13 protein-coding genes are annotated in these 18,168 nt (G+C 51.8%); 4 read left to right on the top strand and 9 right to left on the bottom strand.

Going from position 1 to position 18,168, the window contains the following annotated elements; genetic code table 11:
* Positions 1 to 97 precede the first annotated feature (97 nt).
* Genes fhuB through Q4491_RS04000 form a run of 3 tightly spaced genes read right to left on the bottom strand, consistent with a single transcriptional unit; the run spans position 98 to position 3,783 of the window.
* A complete protein-coding gene (gene fhuB / locus Q4491_RS04010) occupies positions 98 to 2,080 on the bottom strand; it encodes a Fe(3+)-hydroxamate ABC transporter permease FhuB (protein ID WP_192016628.1) in 1,983 nt (660 codons plus the stop codon).
* Positions 2,081 to 2,100: 20 nt separating this feature from the next.
* A complete protein-coding gene (locus Q4491_RS04005; protein WP_303454884.1) occupies positions 2,101 to 2,994 on the bottom strand; it encodes an iron-siderophore ABC transporter substrate-binding protein in 894 nt (297 codons plus the stop codon).
* A 21-nt stretch (positions 2,995 to 3,015) separates the two neighbouring features.
* Positions 3,016 to 3,783 (bottom strand): ABC transporter ATP-binding protein, encoded by a 768-nt coding sequence (locus tag Q4491_RS04000; RefSeq protein WP_303454882.1) that lies wholly within the window; start codon positions 3,781 to 3,783, stop codon positions 3,016 to 3,018.
* 187 nt (positions 3,784 to 3,970) lie between these two features.
* Here Q4491_RS04000 and Q4491_RS03995 point away from each other — a divergent pair, with 187 nt between their 5' ends.
* Positions 3,971 to 5,194 carry an MFS transporter gene (locus tag Q4491_RS03995; protein WP_303454879.1) on the top strand — a complete coding sequence of 408 codons (1,224 nt, stop codon included), beginning with the start codon at positions 3,971 to 3,973 and terminating at the stop codon, positions 5,192 to 5,194.
* 334 nt (positions 5,195 to 5,528) lie between these two features.
* On the opposite strand, the gene ppsA is transcribed toward Q4491_RS03995, so the two are convergent.
* The gene (gene ppsA / locus Q4491_RS03990; protein WP_192016624.1) at positions 5,529 to 7,892 is read right to left on the bottom strand and encodes a phosphoenolpyruvate synthase; all 2,364 of its coding nucleotides are present in this window, start codon (positions 7,890 to 7,892) and stop codon (positions 5,529 to 5,531) included.
* Between the two features lie 221 nt (positions 7,893 to 8,113).
* On the opposite strand from ppsA, the gene Q4491_RS03985 reads away from it, so the two are divergent.
* Both Q4491_RS03985 and Q4491_RS03980 read left to right on the top strand, forming a co-directional pair.
* Positions 8,114 to 8,947, top strand: coding sequence for a pyruvate, water dikinase regulatory protein (locus Q4491_RS03985; protein WP_192016623.1), 834 nt, complete (start codon positions 8,114 to 8,116; stop codon positions 8,945 to 8,947).
* A 291-nt stretch (positions 8,948 to 9,238) separates the two neighbouring features.
* A complete protein-coding gene (locus tag Q4491_RS03980; RefSeq protein ID WP_303454871.1) occupies positions 9,239 to 9,991 on the top strand; it encodes a hypothetical protein in 753 nt (250 codons plus the stop codon).
* A gap of 278 nt (positions 9,992 to 10,269) precedes the next feature.
* On the opposite strand, the gene fruA is transcribed toward Q4491_RS03980, so the two are convergent.
* The 3 genes from fruA to fruB are packed head-to-tail and all read right to left on the bottom strand — an operon-like array spanning position 10,270 to position 14,159.
* Positions 10,270 to 12,003, bottom strand: coding sequence for a PTS fructose transporter subunit IIBC (gene fruA, locus Q4491_RS03975; protein WP_303454868.1), 1,734 nt, complete (start codon positions 12,001 to 12,003; stop codon positions 10,270 to 10,272).
* A 17-nt stretch (positions 12,004 to 12,020) separates the two neighbouring features.
* Positions 12,021 to 13,010 carry a 1-phosphofructokinase gene (gene pfkB / locus Q4491_RS03970; protein WP_237794439.1) on the bottom strand — a complete coding sequence of 330 codons (990 nt, stop codon included), beginning with the start codon at positions 13,008 to 13,010 and terminating at the stop codon, positions 12,021 to 12,023.
* Positions 13,011 to 14,159 carry a fused PTS fructose transporter subunit IIA/HPr protein gene (gene fruB, locus Q4491_RS03965; protein ID WP_237794440.1) on the bottom strand — a complete coding sequence of 383 codons (1,149 nt, stop codon included), beginning with the start codon at positions 14,157 to 14,159 and terminating at the stop codon, positions 13,011 to 13,013.
* A gap of 301 nt (positions 14,160 to 14,460) precedes the next feature.
* Here fruB and cra point away from each other — a divergent pair, with 301 nt between their 5' ends.
* Positions 14,461 to 15,444 (top strand): catabolite repressor/activator, encoded by a 984-nt coding sequence (gene cra, locus Q4491_RS03960; RefSeq protein WP_303454859.1) that lies wholly within the window; start codon positions 14,461 to 14,463, stop codon positions 15,442 to 15,444.
* A gap of 58 nt (positions 15,445 to 15,502) precedes the next feature.
* On the opposite strand, the gene Q4491_RS03955 is transcribed toward cra, so the two are convergent.
* Positions 15,503 to 15,760 carry a bacteriocin immunity protein gene (locus Q4491_RS03955; protein WP_225445246.1) on the bottom strand — a complete coding sequence of 86 codons (258 nt, stop codon included), beginning with the start codon at positions 15,758 to 15,760 and terminating at the stop codon, positions 15,503 to 15,505.
* The gene (locus Q4491_RS03950; RefSeq protein ID WP_303454855.1) at positions 15,741 to 18,131 is read right to left on the bottom strand and encodes an S-type pyocin domain-containing protein; all 2,391 of its coding nucleotides are present in this window, start codon (positions 18,129 to 18,131) and stop codon (positions 15,741 to 15,743) included. Before Q4491_RS03950 ends, Q4491_RS03955 begins: the two co-directional genes overlap by 20 nt.
* Positions 18,132 to 18,168 lie beyond the last annotated feature (37 nt).

Here is an 18,168-nt window from a genome sequence, read left to right as displayed (position 1 = left end):
TAAAAGTAAAAAAGCCAGCAATCATTGCTGGCTTTCTAAACAAATGCAGTGCTTTTTACCAAAACACACTCTGTGACTTAGATATCGACTGTAAACGCTACTTTCGCATCAAATACAGGAAATAACCGCCGCCTATCACTGAAGCGAGCAAGCCCGCGGGAAATTGCCAGGGGAACCATAGGTTTCGCCCTATCCAATCGGCAACCATCATCAGGCAACCACCCAGTAAACAGGCAACAATGAGTTGTCGGCTTGCCGTGTACTGGTTGAGGGTGCGCGCCATATGCGGGGCAAGTAACCCGACAAAACTCAATGGACCAATCACGATAGTGCAAAGCGTTGTCAAACCCGCAACCAATAACAGCAATAACTGCCTGACTCGCCGGCAATCCAGGCCGACACTGGTTGCACCGACTTCACCCAACCCAATCAGGTCGATCCAGCGACTCAGCGACAAAGTGACTATCAGCAGCCCGCCGACACCGATAGCCAGTAAGGTGACATCCTGAGCTGAAACCAAATAGGTGGAACCTGAAAGCCAGGTCAGCAAAGCGCGGACATTATCCTGCCCCGAGGACATCGCGATGCGCAGGAAAGCATCAAGGCCGGCACTTAATGCAATACCTGTCAGCAAAGTCTGCGTAGGTGCAAACTGATGCTTCTTGCCCATCAACCAGATAACTGCAGTTACGAGCAACGCCCCCGCCGTACCCAGCATGACTTGTTCATGACGTTCAACGGAAATACCAAGCAATGCACCGATAACCAGTGCCAGAGCGGCTCCTGAACTGATACCCAAGACTTCAGGGCTTGCCATGGGGTTGGTTGTCACACGCTGAATAATCGTACCTGCCAGGGCCAGACCAATGCCCGCAAGCAGAGCCACAGCCACCCGGGGGAAACGGTATTCCCAGACAGCGCCCGTAAAAGTCACGGACCAGCCTTGCTGCCCCTGGCCCACGGTGATCGCCAGGATCAAGCATAAAGATGCAAACACAGACAAAATCAGCACGGTCTTTTTAAAATCACGCTGATGGTAGTGAGCAGTACTTTCATCCCTTGCTCTAAGCTCGGACTGTAAGGTTTTTCGCCTCAGCAGCCAAAGTAAAAACGGTGAACCTAACAAGGCGGTCATGGCACCCGTTGGCAGCATCTCGCCGCCGACACCAGAGAATGGCTGAATGATGAGATCAGCCAGCAGCAGCATCAGCGAGCCAATCACCCCACTGAGCAGAATATTCTGATGCAACTTCCGGCTACCCAGCATACGCGCAACGGCTGGTGCAACGATGCCGACAAAACCAATCAGCCCTACTTCGCTGACCACGCTTGCCGTCATAAAAATGGCCAGCCCCAGACACAACACTTTAATCTGTTTAACGTTTATACCCAGCGAGCTAGCAACGCCATCGCCCAGTTGCAAAGACGCTAACGGGCGCTGCAATAACATTAAAGCAGCCAGCGGTAAGAGCGTCATAGGCAGCAAAGTCGTGACTGTATCCCACCCGTTTTGATTCAGCGTACCCGCACCCCAGACAAAAACAGACGACAAAGTCTGCTCATGAAGCAGTAACAGCATGGTATTGACAGAGCCAAAAAACAGGCTGATCACCATGCCAGCCAGTACCATATGAACAGGCGCGAACCCCCGTTTAGCCGACAGCAGAAACACCAGAGCTGTAGCCAGAGAGCCCCCAAGAAACGCAGGAAAAAATGAAGGTGTTGCTAAAGATGCCGGCAATAACAAGATACCCAGTACCATACCCAGCTCGGCACCAGAGGCCACACCCAGGGTCGTTGGCGATGCAATTGGGTTGCGTAACACAAATTGCATGACAGCCCCTGCAACTGCCAGGGAAAAACCACATAACACCGCAACCACCAGGCGAGGCAAATACGTCAGGTTAACAATAATGTGCTGGTAATTGGTGGGATCGTAATTGAGCAGCGTTTCCCAGAGTAATGGCAACCCTTGCGAATAAGGCACGGTAAGATTGAGCAGATAGCCAATAACGACTATCAGGCCCGGTATAATCAACAGCAGCCGGGTTTGTTGGCCCGAGCGCAGCAATGAATCCATCAAAGTAACCTGGGACGGCATTAGTTCTGTGTCAATGCTTGTGTAATGAAATCGCTAAAGCGCTGCGCTGAGACTAAACCACCAAAAGTCCAGATCGCAGGCAGCTCATAAACGGAATCCGAACGGGTAAACGCCATCACCTGCCAGAGTGGTGATTGAATCAGCTTCTTTTGCTCATCCGCTTTCAACGGGCCGAAAATCATCACATTCGTGTCTTGATGCTCAGCCATTTTCTCGATACCGGCTGTGGTGAATCCCCACATATTGGTCGGCTCCTGCCAGTCGTTTTTCAGCCCCATCGCCGTAATAGTGTCCTGAGTCAGAGACCCTTCACTATGAATACGCAGGGTTTTATCATTGATAAACCGAACAAACATCAAAGGTTTTTGCCCTGCCTCAGAAGCAAGGACTTTATCACCGTTTCGCTTGAGGCGAGCCGATACGGTTTCAATAACAGATTGCGCCCTTTGCTCTTTGCCCAGCACTTTTCCTAACTGCTGAGTCACCTTAACGGCATTGGCAAGCGGTGTTTTCGAATCGCTGTAAATGGTGTACACCAGTGTCGGCGCAATGGCATTTAGCTGCTGATAGACAGGGCTCATGTGATTGCTGACCAGGATAACATCTGGCTGCATCTCTGCCAGCAACTCCAGATTGGGTTCTCGCCGTGAGCCGACATTCATCGCTGAATCGGGCAATGCAGGCTCGCCTACCCAGGTACGGTAACCGTCTTTATCCGCGACACCTGCGGGTATCACCCCCAAACTCAGCACGGTTTCTGTCAGCGCCCAGTCCAGTGCCACCACTTTCTCAGGCAGCTCAGTAAATTCTGTTTCGCCTAACTCGTGCTTTATCGTCATCGCCTGACTCTGAAAAGTCAGTACGGTAAAAAGCAATGCGATAGTCTTTCTCACGGTCTTTCCCTGTTTTTATTGCTATGGAATGTAACTGATCGGTTGGCCGGTTTGCGGATGCGAAAACAGCGCCAGCTCCATGCCATATATCTTCTTGAGAACATCAGGGGTCATCATCTCTTCTGGCACCCCTTGTGCGATCACTTTACCTGAATGCAAAGCAATTAAGTGGTCGCTGAACTTGGCTGCCATGTTGACATCATGCAACACCATGATGACAGTCAATCCAAGGCTGAGATTCAATTCCCTGATTAAATGCAGCAATTCATATTGGTGGGCGACATCCAGCGCAGAAGTCGGTTCATCCAGCAAAATACACTTGCTCTGTTGTGCCAGCAACATGGCGACCCAGGCCCGTTGTCTTTCACCGCCAGACAAGGTAGCAACAAAACGATCAGCAAAGTGGGCCAGCCCCACTCTCTCAATCGCTTCATCGACTAACAGGTAATCGTGCTGGCTGTAACGACCGAATGCACCTTTCCAGGGATACCGGCCAAAACACACCAATTCGCGCACTGTCACACCATCTGTGATCGGTGGATGCTGAGGCAGATAAGCGACATTGAGAGCAAATGTCTTGCTGTCAAACTTCTGAACAGGCTGATCTTTGAGCAAAACTTGCCCGGCAGCAGGCACATTTTGCCGGCTGAGCAGTTTCATCAAAGTGGATTTGCCACAACCATTATGGCCGAGCAAAGTCGTGACTTTTCCGGGTTCAAAGGCCAGTGACGTAGGATGAAGAATCCGTTTCCCGTCCACATCAAAGGCAGCGTCAATGAGTTGATACATGAATGCGGTAATGTGTTGCACAACAGAGTGCACGAACTTTATCACAGCCTACTGTTAATGATAATAGTTTTCACAACCATTAATTAGATGTAGGATACCCATCACTAATCTCAAGTGAGAACGAGAACACTTCTCCTTTGCTTTGTATCACCTGATTTTCACACTCATTTCCAGTCAGGACAGGAACATGACGCACGATGCCAGCCGAACACAACGTCGCTTTCACCTTACCCTTATCGCGCTTATCGCTGCCTTAATGGGCATCGGACAAAATGGTTTATTAGTGTCACTTCCCTTTCTTGTTGAACACTCCGCATTTGGCTTACCCACCTGGTCGATTGTGATTGCGATTGGCAGTTTCCTGTTTCTGCCTTCGGCACCTTTCTGGGGCAGCTTCAGTGACCGGAACGGGCCAAAAACTGTCGTTCTTCAGGCGTTAGCCGGAATGGCGGTCAGTTTTCTGCTTCTACTCATTTTCACCGCCCTCAGCAATGAGTTCAGCGAACAAACCTACCTGTGGCTGGCCGGGCTTATAGTGGCGCGTATCATTTACGGCTGTACTGTGGCAGGTATGGTGCCGGCCAGTCAGCACTGGGCGATATTACTGTGCGGTGAAGGCAACCGCCTGCAAGCCATAACATCCGTCAGCATCGGGCTGAGCACAGGACGGCTGGTTGGCCCTTTGCTGGCGATGGGCGCTTTACAACTGCACACCTATGCACCACTGATGCTGATGGTCGCATTTCCAGTGATTGCCTTGCTTGGCGCCTGCTGGCTGCCCAAACCAGCTTTTACGCCGAAAGCGGATTCAGAAAAAACATCGCCGCCAGGCAAGTCACGCAAACTGCCGGAAATGACGCTGCTGCCGTTCTTACTGACAGGTTTATTGCTTTGCACGGTTGTTGCTTTGCTGCAATACAGCCTGTCGCCTTTAATTGAATCGATCACCATGTGGGCCACAGATGACATCAGTCAGGCTATTGGCTTGCTGCTGACTCTGAGCGCCGCGTTTACCCTGTTGACCCAGGTGCTGGTGATCAAAAAGAAGAAACTGGACATCGACACCATGTACCGGCTGGGCGGCTTTGCCCTGCTGGCTGGTTTCGTGCTTTTCCTCAACTCGGCTTTCTGGGTATTCACTATCGCCATGGTCGTGGTTTCCGTAGGCGCTGCACTTTTAGTGCCAGCATATACGTCAATGGCAACACAAACCAACCCGGAAAAACCCGGAAAGATCGCCGGCTTGATTTCGATGTCGCATACCCTGGGTTATGGTCTGGCATCTTTACTTGCCAGTACGGCTGTCATTTTCCCGCAATTACCGGTTTGGGTCTGTATTGGCTTCGCGGTTTTAGTGGCCGGGATTGCCTTTACCCGCCGGAAGGAAAAAGAGGCGGTGAGTGTTGTTTAAGGGTGGTCGCGAAGTGATCACAAATGTAGCGTTTGTGCGTTGCCCCCACCTCGCCTCCCCCCTTGAAAAGGGGGAGGAACTATTCGAGTGTGTTGTGAGTACGAAATTTCCCTCTCCTTGGCAAAACGAGGCCAGGGTGGGGTTCGTGAAGTGAGCACATATTTGGCGTCTGTGCCTTGTAACCCCTCCTAGCCTCTCCCTTGAAAAGGGGGAGGAACTATCCGAGTGTGTTTTGAGCACGGATATCCCCTTTGCCTGACAAGACGGACAAACATGAAAAAGCCCGCGACATGCGCGGGCTTATTTTTTCATTTCAGCTTAGCTGAACTTGTACTTATTTCTTACCCAGATGCAGCCAGGTTTCCACCACGGTATCCGGGTTCAGTGAAACAGAATCGATGCCCTGCTCCATCAGCCAGTCGGCCAGATCGTCATGGTCAGATGGGCCCTGACCGCAGATACCGACATACTTCCCGGCTTTACGCGCTGCTTTAATGGCCATCGACAGCATGGCTTTCACGGCTTCATTACGCTCATCAAACATATGGGCGATTTCACCTGAGTCACGGTCCAGACCCAGCGTCAGCTGTGTCATGTCGTTGGAACCAATCGAGAAGCCGTCGAAGTACTTCAGGAACTCTTCGGCCAGAATCGCGTTCGATGGCAGCTCACACATCATGATGACTTTCAGGCCATTCTCGCCGCGACGCAGGTCGAATTTCGCCAGCAAGTCAATTACAGAAGCCGCTTCGCTCACGGTACGCACGAATGGGATCATCACTTCAACGTTACGCAGACCCATGGTATTGCGAACACGTTTAATCGCTTCACATTCCAGTGCAAAACAATCCTGGAACTTAGGCGACACGTAACGCGATGCGCCACGGAAACCAATCATCGGGTTTTCTTCAACCGGTTCGAAGTTCACACCACCAACCAGATTGCGGTATTCGTTCGATTTGAAGTCTGACATCCGTACAATCACACGCTTCGGCCAGAATGCGGCAGCCAGGGTGGAGATCCCTTCGGTCAGTTTCTGAATGTAGAATTCAACCGGGTCGGAGTAACCAGCGATGCGGCGATCAATTTCAGCTTTCAGCTCGTCCGATTGCGCGTCATAGTTCAGCAGCGCTTTCGGGTGAATGCCGATCATCTTGTTGATGATGAACTCCAGACGCGCCAGACCCACACCTTCGTTTGGAATGCAGGCGAAGTCGAATGCACGATCCGGGTTGCCCACGTTCATCATGACTTTCAGTGGCAGTTCAGGCAGGTTGTCCACTTCAGAGCGGCGGATTTCGAAATCCAGTTCACCTTCGTAGATAAAGCCCGTTTCGCCTTGTGCACAGGAAACTGTCACGATCTGGCCGTCTTTGAGCAGCTCGGTGGCGTTACCACAACCGACAACGGCAGGAATACCCAGTTCACGGGCAATGATCGCCGCGTGACAAGTACGACCACCACGGTTAGTCACGATGGCAGCCGCTTTCTTCATGACAGGTTCCCAGTCCGGGTCAGTCATATCAGCCACCAGCACATCACCAGCCTGTACCTGATCCATTTGGTCGAGATGATTCACCACACGGACCACACCGGTACCGATGCGCTGACCGATAGCACGACCTTCAACCAGAGATGTACCCTGGCCGTTCAGGTGGAAACGCTCCATCACATTGGCATCATCACGGGAACGAACGGTTTCCGGACGCGCCTGAACAATCATCAGCTCACCGGTAATACCGTCTTTCGCCCACTCGATGTCCATCGGACGACCGTAGTGTTTTTCGATGATCATGGCTTGCTTCGCCAGAGCCTCGACTTCGGCGTCGGTCAGGGAGAAGCTGTTTTGCTCTTCGGCGGTTGTGTCCTGAATAACAACTTGTGTACCCAGGGCTTTACCTTCACCGTAAATCATTTTCTGAAGCTTAGAGCCCAGAGTACGGCGAACGACGGCAGGATTACCGGCAACCAAGGTAGGTTTATGTACGTAGAATTCGTCCGGGTTAACCGCGCCTTGCACGACCATTTCACCCAGACCTACAGAAGAAGTGATGAACACGACCTGATCAAAGCCAGATTCAGTGTCCAGTGTAAACATCACACCGGAAGAGGCTTTATCAGAGCGTACCATGCGCTGAATACCCGCAGACAGTGCCACACCTTTATGGTCAAAACCCTGGTGAACACGGTACGAGATAGCACGGTCGTTAAACAGAGAAGCAAATACGTGTTTCACGGCTTCGAAAACTGAATCGATACCGCGAACGTTGAGGAAAGTTTCCTGCTGGCCTGCGAATGAGGCATCTGGCAGGTCTTCAGCGGTTGCAGAAGAGCGTACAGCGACGGACAACATCTCGTCACCTTCACCCAGTTCCTTGTAGCACTGACGAATGTCCTGCTCAAGGTCGGCTGGCAACGGTGCTTCATACACCCATTTACGGATAGTATCACCCGCCTGCTTCAGCGCGTTCACATCATCGACATCCAGCGTATCCAGCAGATCGTAAATACGATCATTCAGGTTATTGGCTTCCAGAAACTGGTTGAATGCATAAGATGTTGTTGCGTAACCGTTAGGTACTTTCACGCCAGCATTCGCAAGATTGGCGACCATTTCGCCCAGCGATGCGTTCTTACCACCAACTTTATCAACGTCGTTCATTGATAAAGCATCATACCAAACAACATTCTGTTGCACGGGAAGTCTCCTTGTATTGGATCAGCTGTATAGTGTGGGCAAACTCTTAACGGAAACGATTGCTTTAGCATTCAAAAAAAAACTTGCTTCAGAATAGTAACCGTTCGAGACAAACTGCTGGCAAAACCTTGCTCAGCAGAACACTTACCCTGTAGGGTTATAGTTATAAATTGTATGTTGGCCTCAATCGTTACAGGATCATCTAAAGGACTCAACTTATTATGCGCCGCAAATCTGATTTTCGTGATGTGTTTTACGTTTCTGACGGTACAGCGATTACATCTGAAACACTTGGGCATGCCGTACTCGGTCAATTTAACCTCGAGATTCGCCAAACCACACTGCCTTTTGTTGAGTCGGTTGAACGCGCTCAGCAAGTCAAAGAAAAAATTGATGAAGCTCATCGGGTATCCGGCATCGAGCCACTGGTTTTTTACTCCATCGTTCTGCCTGAAGTAAAAGCCGTTATTAATCAATGTCAGGCCAAATTGTATGATGTGCTTGACGCTCTGGTGCAACCTCTGAGTAAAGATTTGAACATGCAACCCAATGCCATGCTGGGCCGCTCACACAGCATCAGCCGTGATGTGGCAAGCTATCAGGACAGGATCGCAGCCATCGAGTACACCCTGGCTCATGACGATGGAATATCCCTGAGTAACCTGGATAAGGCCGATATTATTCTGCTTGGCGTATCAAGATGTGGCAAAACCCCTACCAGCCTCTATCTGGCCATGCAGTTTGGCATTCGTGCAGTGAACTACCCCTTCATAGCTGACGATATGAACAGCCTCAGACTACCCAAAGGGATTGAGCCTTATCGTTACAAAACATACGGTTTAACCATAGATACAGAGCGCCTTGTCACCATACGCAATGAGCGCTACGCCAACAGCCAGTATGCCAGTGAAGGGCAATGTGAAAGTGAGTTGTCAAAAGTAGAGGCAATGTTCCGCCGCGAGGCGATCCCTTATCTCAACACCACCTCTCTGTCGGTTGAAGAGATCTCAACCCGGTTGCTGGATATCAGCGGCCTGAAACGCAGAATGTGTTAATAAAATAGTATTGATAATGTTATAAAATTAACTACGCCATTAACTAAACCATAGTGTCAAACTATGGTTTAGTGGTTTTCCTGCGTCACGAATATTTCTCCTCCCGATTTGCTGAGTGCATGCATTATCCCGCCGCCAGACAGCGTGTCTCAGCTTTGAGAGTGAAAAAACCTCGCAATTTGAACTAATTAATGAAAACTTTTCTGCGCCCCCCTTATTACTCAAAAAAGCTCCAATCGTTGAAATATGCTTACTGAGAAAGGAATAAATTAATCCAACTAGAGGTGGCAAATGAATAAGCCATTTTGGGGTTTTACGCTTAATCTGGGAATTATTGTAACGCTGACTGCCTGTGGTGGCAGCTCAGGCAGTGATTCTGGCGATGCATCAGGTGGCAGCGGTCAGCTTGAACACCAGGCCAGACTGACCTTCGTCAATACAGCCCGCGAGCAAGTGAATGTATTTGTGCAAAACGGCTCAGATGCGAGCACTACCAGTTTGTTCACCACAGGTAATATGCAAGGAGGCCCGATCAGCGACAGCACACATAGCGAGTATATGCACCGTTGGGGCGGCAGTTCAGCCCAGCCTGTCTCCATTGGTATCTGGGACACCAAATACCAGCTGGAAGAAGAACCGGCGCAGACAAATACCCTGCTCAACAATGGTGAGGACTGGTGGACGATTGTCTGGCTGGATGGGGAAACCACCAATAGCTTCAGAGTGACCTCTATCCGACGCGATAACGACGATGACGTACCGGATGATCAGTACGGGTTCAGAGTCTTTACCAACACAGACATCAAAATTGATTACCAGTCAGCTACAGCCACTGGCTCAACCAATGTTGCTGCAGGTAAAGTCTCGTCAACCATATTGATGGCAAGTTGTGGTGATAAGTTTGAAATTTCAGCGACCAAAGGTCAGGACGGCGAGGTGGTAGATCCGCAGCAACTGGATCTTTGTTTACCTAACCTGGAGCCAGGGGATACCTACCTGCTGATTACCAGTGATGACACCATTCTGTACACAGTCGAAGAATAATCGCAGGCAACATGCGATGGCAATAATAACAACATCAATGCATCCACGATGACATTGGGCAATCAACAATAATAATTGGGAAAAATGCGCATTCGCCAATACGGCAGTTTTTACTCGCACGGAGAGCCTACATACAACAAAGCGGTCGGTGTTCTCAGTCACTCTATGTCATGCGCTTTTTGGGGAAAGCAGAGTGCATAATGAGGATAAGCACCCACAGATTCAGTAGGCAGCGGTGGCAACGCCCCAGACATTTTATATGTCTGGGGCTCTTTTCATTATGCCGTCACCAGTTCCGCCTGTTCAGTGCGTTTCAAAAACGCATAGGTGGCCCCCGTCAGAATCGTACCTGCTGCAATCGCGACCAGATACATCAGCACAGGTGTAATGGCGTTAGGAATGAACAACACAAACAGACCACCATGCGGTGCCATCAGTTTTGCCCCAAACAGCATAGACAATGCACCGGTTAACGCGCCGCCAGCCATGCAGCTCGGAATCACTCGCATGGGATCACGAGCGGCAAATGGAATCGCCCCTTCTGAGATAAAACACAGTCCCAGCACGAAAGAGGCTTTACCCGCTTCCTGCTCAGGCTGTGAAAACTTACGCTTAGCCAGGAAAGTGGCCAGGCCCATGCCAAGCGCCGGTACCATACCGGCTGCCATCACGGCCGCCATCGGGCCATAGGTTTGGGATGCCAGCAGACCAACCCCAAAGGTATAGGCCGCTTTATTGACCGGGCCACCTAAATCAAAGCACATCATACAGCCCAACAGAATGCCCAGCAGCACAGCGTTGGTTGAACCCATGTTGTTCAAAAATTCAGTCAACCCGTTCATGGCCGCAGACACCGGACCGCCAACGATGTAGATCATCACCAGTCCGGTGATCAGGCTGGCTAGCAGCGGAATGATAAGAATGGGTTTCAGTGCTTCCATCGAAGAGGGTAAACGCACGTTTTCTGCAATCAGCTTGGCACTGTACCCCGCCAGGAAACCGGCAACGATACCACCAAGGAATCCGGCCCCGGTAGAACTGGCCAGCATACCGCCAATTAAACCCGGCGCCAGACCCGGGCGGTCCGCGATAGAGTACGCGATATAGCCCGCCAGCACTGGAACCATCAGTGCAAAGGCCGAGCCGCCACCAATCTGCATTAATGCCGCAGCTAAGGTGCCCTCTTCTTTGAACGCTTCAATACCGAACACAAACGACAGGGCGATAGCCAGACCACCGGCAACCACCAATGGCAACATGTGCGATACGCCCGTCATCAAGTGCTTGTAAGGACCGGTTTTCTCTTCTTTGGCTGACGGCGTGGCCGCGCCGGAGGCTTTACCATGAAACACGGAAGCCGAAGCAAAAGCATTGTCGATTTCCTGTCGGGTTTTCTTCAATGCGGCACCGGTACTGGTTTTATACAGTCGCTTTCCTTCGAAACGAGACAGCTCCACTTCTATATCGGCAGCAATGATCACCAAATCAGCCGCTGAAATATCTTCAGCCGTCAACTGGTTCTTGGCTCCCACCGAGCCACGGGTTTCGACTTTAATGCTATACCCCTGGCGTTTGGCTTCTTCTTCCAGCGCTTCTGCTGCCATAAAAGTGTGTGCGACCCCTGTCGGGCATGCCGTAATGGCAACAATGTGCTGAGCCGCAGAAGTTGATGCGGACTCTGCAGCGACGGGCTCCGCCTGCTCCAGCACAGTTGCCTGTGATACCGCCGATTGCAGGAAGGCATCAGGATCAGCCAGGCAGCCTGCCATGTCGCCGCGATACACTTTTTTACCAACAAAACGGCTCAGATCCACCGGGCAGTCTGCAATTACTACCACAGCATCTGCCTGCTCTATGGCGGTTTGTGACAGCGGTGTCACCGGCATAATACTGGACTGGGCTTCAATCTCAGCCTGCCAGTTCAGCGCTTTCGCGGCCTGTTCCATTAATCCGGCCGCGATGACCGTATTTGCGATTCCGCTCGGGCAAGCGGTCAGTATTGCTATCTTCATGTCGTCACCTTTGTCATTCAACAATTCACGTTTTGACCAACAGGCTGCTGGTTACTGATCTGAACACTTTCCAACGTTTGGTTAAGCAACCCGGCATCAGGTACGCCGACCCCTATCTGGGTCACTGCCAGTGCCGACAAAGCCGTCGCAAACGCCAGTGTTTCTTGTTTATTCCATTGATTGAGGTAACCCCAGCATAAGCCAGCCACCAGGGTATCCCCGGCGCCAACGGTGCTGACGACCTCCATGCCTGGCGGCTGTGAGTACAGCCAGCCAGATTCATCCAGCCACATCACGCCTTTTTCGCCCAGCGACACCACAACATTCGCTATATCCTGACGATAGAGCGTTTCCGCGGCGCTTTTCAGCTCAGCGGGTGTTTCCAATGTCTTGCCGCACCAGGCGGACAACTCTTCATCATTGGGCTTCACCAGCCAGGGCGAAGCCGTCAGGCCGGCTTTCAGGGCCTGATTACTGCTGTCAAACAGCACCTTTTTGCCCTGCTCTTTTAATCTTTTGATCCAGTCCGCACAAACTTGCGGGCTCAGTCCCGCCGGCAGGCTGCCTGCAATCACAAACACCTCATGCTGCTCGGCCAGCTCAAACAATTTGTTTTCCATGGCGACAACATCGTCCTGGCTGACTGTCACACCGGGAAAATTGATGTCACTGACACGGCCACTGGCTTCAACCAGTTTGACATTAATCCGGCTTGCTCCCTGTACACGGACAAACGCGTCTTCAATACCGTACTGGCTGAAGAGCTCACAAAACGGATCCTGATTTTCGGTTCCCAGCAAACCGGTCACAGTCACAGCAGCGCCCAGCTCGGCCAGCACACGGGCAACATTGACCCCTTTTCCTGCCGGGTGCAGAGATCCTCGTTCGACCAGATTGACCGTACCGGCCTCCAGCACGGATAAACTGCCGGTCAAATCCAGCGCCGGATTGAGATTGACCGCCACCACTTTGGGTTGGGTGTCATTTCGGGTTGCCTGAGTGTTCATCTATCTGCCCTCACCCAGTCCGGCAGCAATCGCATCACCGATGGCCGACAGGGCTTCAGGGGCATCCGAGCCGTCAGCCATAAATTCCAGTTCATGACCATGCTTAACACCCAGTGCAATCACTTTCATCAGGCTCTTGGCATTGACAGATTTACCGTCGCCCTGCAGATTTTTCACTTGAATAGCCGATTCGAATTTCTTCGCCACGCTCACCAGCATGGCGCCGGGGCGGGCATGCAGGCCGTGCGCATTACGAATCTTAAACACCGCTGTGTTAGCCTCATCGCTCACCGCTGGCTGAACGTCTGTCAACAAGGCCGGCAGTTGTGCCGCATCGGCTTCAAACAAGGTGTGCAGCTGGTTCTGATAGAGCTTTTGCGCCAGCAGGTTCAGCGGCTTATGACAGGCCGCGTTACAGGCTGCCAGCATGAGCAAGCCTTTCACCGGTTGTTCTTGGTGGGTGGATTGTTCTTGGTGGATGATGTCTTGTGACGGCGTCACAAAAGACATGGTCGTGCGGTTAACCCCTTTGCTGCTTCTGGCCAGCCACAGTCCCTGCCCCAGATACGAAGCGCCCTCAGCTATCACATCAGCAACAAATGCGTTATCGGCTGCCTGCTTATTTTTAATCAGGCCGGCTGCTACCGCTGTCAGCTGCAGCAAATCGGTCGCAGGAAAATGCAGGGCAATCAGTGACTCATCAAAATCGGCTTCCAGCTGAGTGTCACCGTTGAGCAGTGAGATTAAAGCCTCGGCAGTGTTAGATTGCCGGATCTGCTCTGCCACACCATCTGCCGACAGCACTTTCGTCAGTTGTTTCAGTATCCCGAGGTGTTCGTCCGATTTCGCAGCAATGCCAATCGCCAGATACACAGTATTACCGTCACCCCAGTTGACACCCTGCGGGTAGTGATGAATTTTCACCCCGGTTTGCTGAACAAGATCACGGGTATCGGTTGTCCCGTGAGGAATAGCAATCCCGCTACCGAGAAAGGTCGAATTTTGCGCCTCACGGGCCAGCATGCCTTTGACATAGCCTTCAGATACCAAGCCTTGTTGTGTCAGTTCACTGGCAAGGGCCGATATTGCCGCGGTTTTATCTCTGGCTGATTGATTCAGCACTATGTCTTGCTGCGTCAGTGACAACATATGTTTCACTCCCCTGTTTGTTCTCACCGGCTCTGGAGGCCGGATATACTGAGTGTTTTGTCTGATAACCGATTCATGCTCAATGACAACTTAAGTCAAGCTGAAACGATTCAGCAACGAGGTAAATAAAAAGTTTCAGCGATGTACCAGAGAGTATAGAATACCTGATAAGACAGTGCTGAAACCTTTCAGCCATGATGCTGGATCGATTCAGCAAGAATTGCAAACATTGGACATTGGATCCGTTTTCAATCTATGATCCACCACACACTTTGCCAGATTTTCGAGTGAATGAGACACGATGAAGCTAGATGAAATTGCCAGACTGGCGGGCGTTTCCCGCACGACGGCCAGCTATGTGATTAACGGCAAAGCCAGCCAGTACCGGATCAGTGAAAAGACCCAGCAAAAAGTCATGGCTGTGGTTGATGAACACAACTTCAAACCCGACCATGCCGCCAGCGCGCTGCGGGCAGGCAGCTCACGTTCGCTGGGCCTGATCATCCCGGATCTGGAAAACTCCAGTTACGCAAAATTGGCCAAGCTTCTTGAGCGTGATGCCCGCAAAGCCGGCTACCAGGTGATTATCAGCTGCTCTGACGATGAACCAGAGACAGAAATGAAAGTGGCGCAGACGCTGGTCGGGCGGCGTATCGACGCTCTGATTGTGGCGAGCAGCTTACCTGCTGACAATGCTTTTTACCGCCAGATCCAGGAAGCCGGTGTCCCGGTTATCGCGATTGACCGTGGATTGGATGATGAATTTTTTGCCTGTGTAATCAGTGAAGATCACGATGGTGCTTATGCGCTGACCGAGCAGCTCATACAAGCTGACACTGCTTCTATTGGCCTGATTGGCGCCGTGCCGGATCTGGGTATCTCGCAACAGCGGGAAATGGGATTCCATGCCGCCATCCGTGATCACCGGCCAGACATAGCCGTCAATACGCTGTATGGCACGCACTTCAGCCCTGAAGAAGGCCAGCGCCTACTGCAGACCTGGATTGACAGCGATCAGGTGCCGGACAGTATACTCATTACCTCCTACACCCTGTTTGAAGGCATGCTGGACTGTTTTCTGTCCCACCCCAAGCTGATGGCCACCATCAAACTGGCGACCTTTGGCGATCACAGACTGTTGGATTTTCTGCCAATGCGCATACATTCTCTGCCACAACAGTTTGAAGATATTGCTGACAGTGCACTGGAACTGGCACTCAATGCCACCGCGGGACGGTACCGCGCCGGCGTCGAAGTGATTCCGCGGCAGCTTAAAATTCGCTGAAGGTTAGATACACGCCACAATCAACGGAGTTGAGCTATTGTGGCGTGTAGCTGGATGATTATTCAGATTTGAAGCAGGGTAAGCCCTGCTCGGCGTACCAGCGTTTCAGCTCATCAATCACAGCCTGAGAAGTGTCTTCAATTCCACATTTGGTAGGATAGAACAACAAATCACACCCTTTTGGATGACGAACATGCTCTTCAAAAAAATCCGCCAATGTGTCGACGTCTTCCTCTTCGGCTTCAATGGTCTGCTCCAGAATTTCGAAGAACTCAGTTTCTGTGTAGTCCTGCAAGCTATTTTTCATTGTCAACATTGCGTCTCCCCTCAGTACCATGGATCTCCCCCCAATGCAGGCGAGGTGTCACCACTCTTAGATTGTCCAGGTCATATACCGCCCCGCCGTGCTGGATTTGCTCGACGTGGTGCAACGAGAATTTCTTTAATTTTTTTTCTTTTCCAGGCGCCCCCCAGTGAAACTCTTTTTCTGTCGCTGGCGCATTACCTTTACGAATGAGTGCCTGGTTACGACGATTAAACTGGCTCATCAGCTGTGGATCTTTAGCCACCTCCAACCAGAACGTAGACTGGAGTTCTGAAAAACGACTGAACTCTTTACCTCTCAAGGCATCTGCAATCGCGGTTGGAATATACTGCCCCTGACCCTCATTGGCCGCCTTGCCCAGCCAGTACCCGTCTTCCCATGGTACGTCTTTCCCTTTACCAGTAACAACACCTGGTTGATTACGCCGATCTTCTTTATAGACGATATAAATCGGCGCAATCTCAGAACCGTCAGGAAACACCAGGATCGCATCACTCCAGTGTGCTTCTTCTGCGGCAGGATAGGTTTCAACCGTCGGGGTTGGCATATCAGATATCGGTATGGTGTGAATATCGTCCGCCTCAAAACTGTCGTCATGATCCGGTGTCAGTTGCCACTCTGGCTTGCCCTCTTCATTCGGCGTCCAGGTAATATGCGGGCCGTTTTCCTCCAGCGCAACGGAGTAGCTGTTGGTCTTTTTATCCAGTCCGACATAACGCACCGGAATGCGGGTGTCATCCATGTGATACGCACGAACCTGCGGATAAGATTCGCCCGGCGCCGGGTCGGTCAGGCGGATGCGGATCCGACTTTGCACGCTGTCCAGGTTGTGCAGTTCTTCTTCGGTATGCTGGGTGTCGTCATCGTGCCAGATTTTTCGATGCATCATCAGCACTGAGGTAATGCCGCCGGAGGTCATCAGCCGATAGTCGTCCAACACACTGCCGAGCTTGCCGGCCAGCCTGGTGAGGGCGATGGCGGCGTCCTTGTTGGCCGAGCTGAATGCGTTATTGCCAACCGCGCCGCCGGGATTGGCAGCGCGCACTACCCGAGAGGCCATCTGCACCTCAAGAGAGGCCGCGACCGGATTAGCATGAGCCGGGCTGAAGAACCACGAGAACGGCCCGAAATGGGTGATCGGCTCTGGCGATGTACCTGCGTCTGTGCACCCTTTCGGGACGTCACAGGACTTGGCAAACACCGGCGCTACCACCGACTTGATACGCACGACGGGAATGTCTGCCGCCAGCCCGCTGGGGTACATCGGAATGATGCTGGTGTCTTCAATGCACGAACCGTCGTAGTGATAGCAAGTGTTGAGCGACTGATTAAAGTCTGTTGGTGGCACTGGCGGCCGTTCTCTGACCGGCTCGGGAGCAGCCACAGCATCCGGTGATTGTACTGTCAGAATATGTCCCGCCTCCAGCAACAAGGGGTTTTCTTCATAGCCTGGATTCAAATCCAGCAATTCGCGGGCGGTCAGGCCGTATTGCCGAGCAATATCAGACCATGATTCCCGCTGTCCGGTGGGCGGATCACGCTGTACCGTATGAGAGCTTGTTGACTCAGTCTGATGCTGCTCATTGTTCTTGTTCTCCCGCACAACAACAGGCTCTTTGATGGCATCCAGCAGCGCACCGAGATCGATTTTCACGCCGTTTTGTACCAGCCAGTCTTCACTCAGATTATCCAGATGCAGGCGGGTGATCCGCTCACGGCGGTAGACCAGATACTGATTGTCTGCCTTCTGCCCGCCCCGTTTCCACGGCAGCAAAATAGCACTCTGTACGCCATGGTGCAGATCATCGTGAAGCCGGTCGTGGGTTGAATACGTCGCCTGAAATGCCCAGCGCTGATTACCAAGAATCTGGTATTCCTGCACCAGCTTATCGTCACAAAAATGGTAGAAGTAACCCTGTGTGGGGTGGCCCAGACGACCGTCAATTTCCACCGCAGGCATAACAGCCACGAAGGCGTCCTGCGCCTGACCGGCTCCTTTGGGATGAACGGTCACCGGCTCAACCGGAGTCACACCCAGCGATGAGCTGGCGCGGATCACGTACAAATGTTTCGGCTCTTCAACCCTGACCTCTGTGGTGTGGCGATAGCCCTGTTCAATCGGTTTGATTTGCCAGTTTGTCCGCCAGTCTTCTGCTTCGGTGTTGCCTAACGCAAATTCGCAAGTGCTGTGCTGGTGCAATGACTCTGCCGAACAGGACAGATCAAAACTGTACTCGAACTGTGCCACTGGCTCCGGGTCTTCCCCTGCCGACGGCGGAGGTGCAAGGGTGGAGTAATCCTCAAGGGGCGCATAAGCCGCCCTGGGATATCTTCGCTTCACTGAATCGTCATCCGCACTCACAATGCCTCCTTAACAAAAAAGCAGCTATATCAAACAT

Source organism: Photobacterium sp. 2_MG-2023 (assembly GCF_030547675.1).
Taxonomy (GTDB): Bacteria; Pseudomonadota; Gammaproteobacteria; order Enterobacterales; family Vibrionaceae; genus Photobacterium; species Photobacterium arenosum.
The sequence above is the reverse complement of the archived record's forward strand: the minus strand, read 5'-3'. Positions and strand labels throughout refer to the sequence as shown.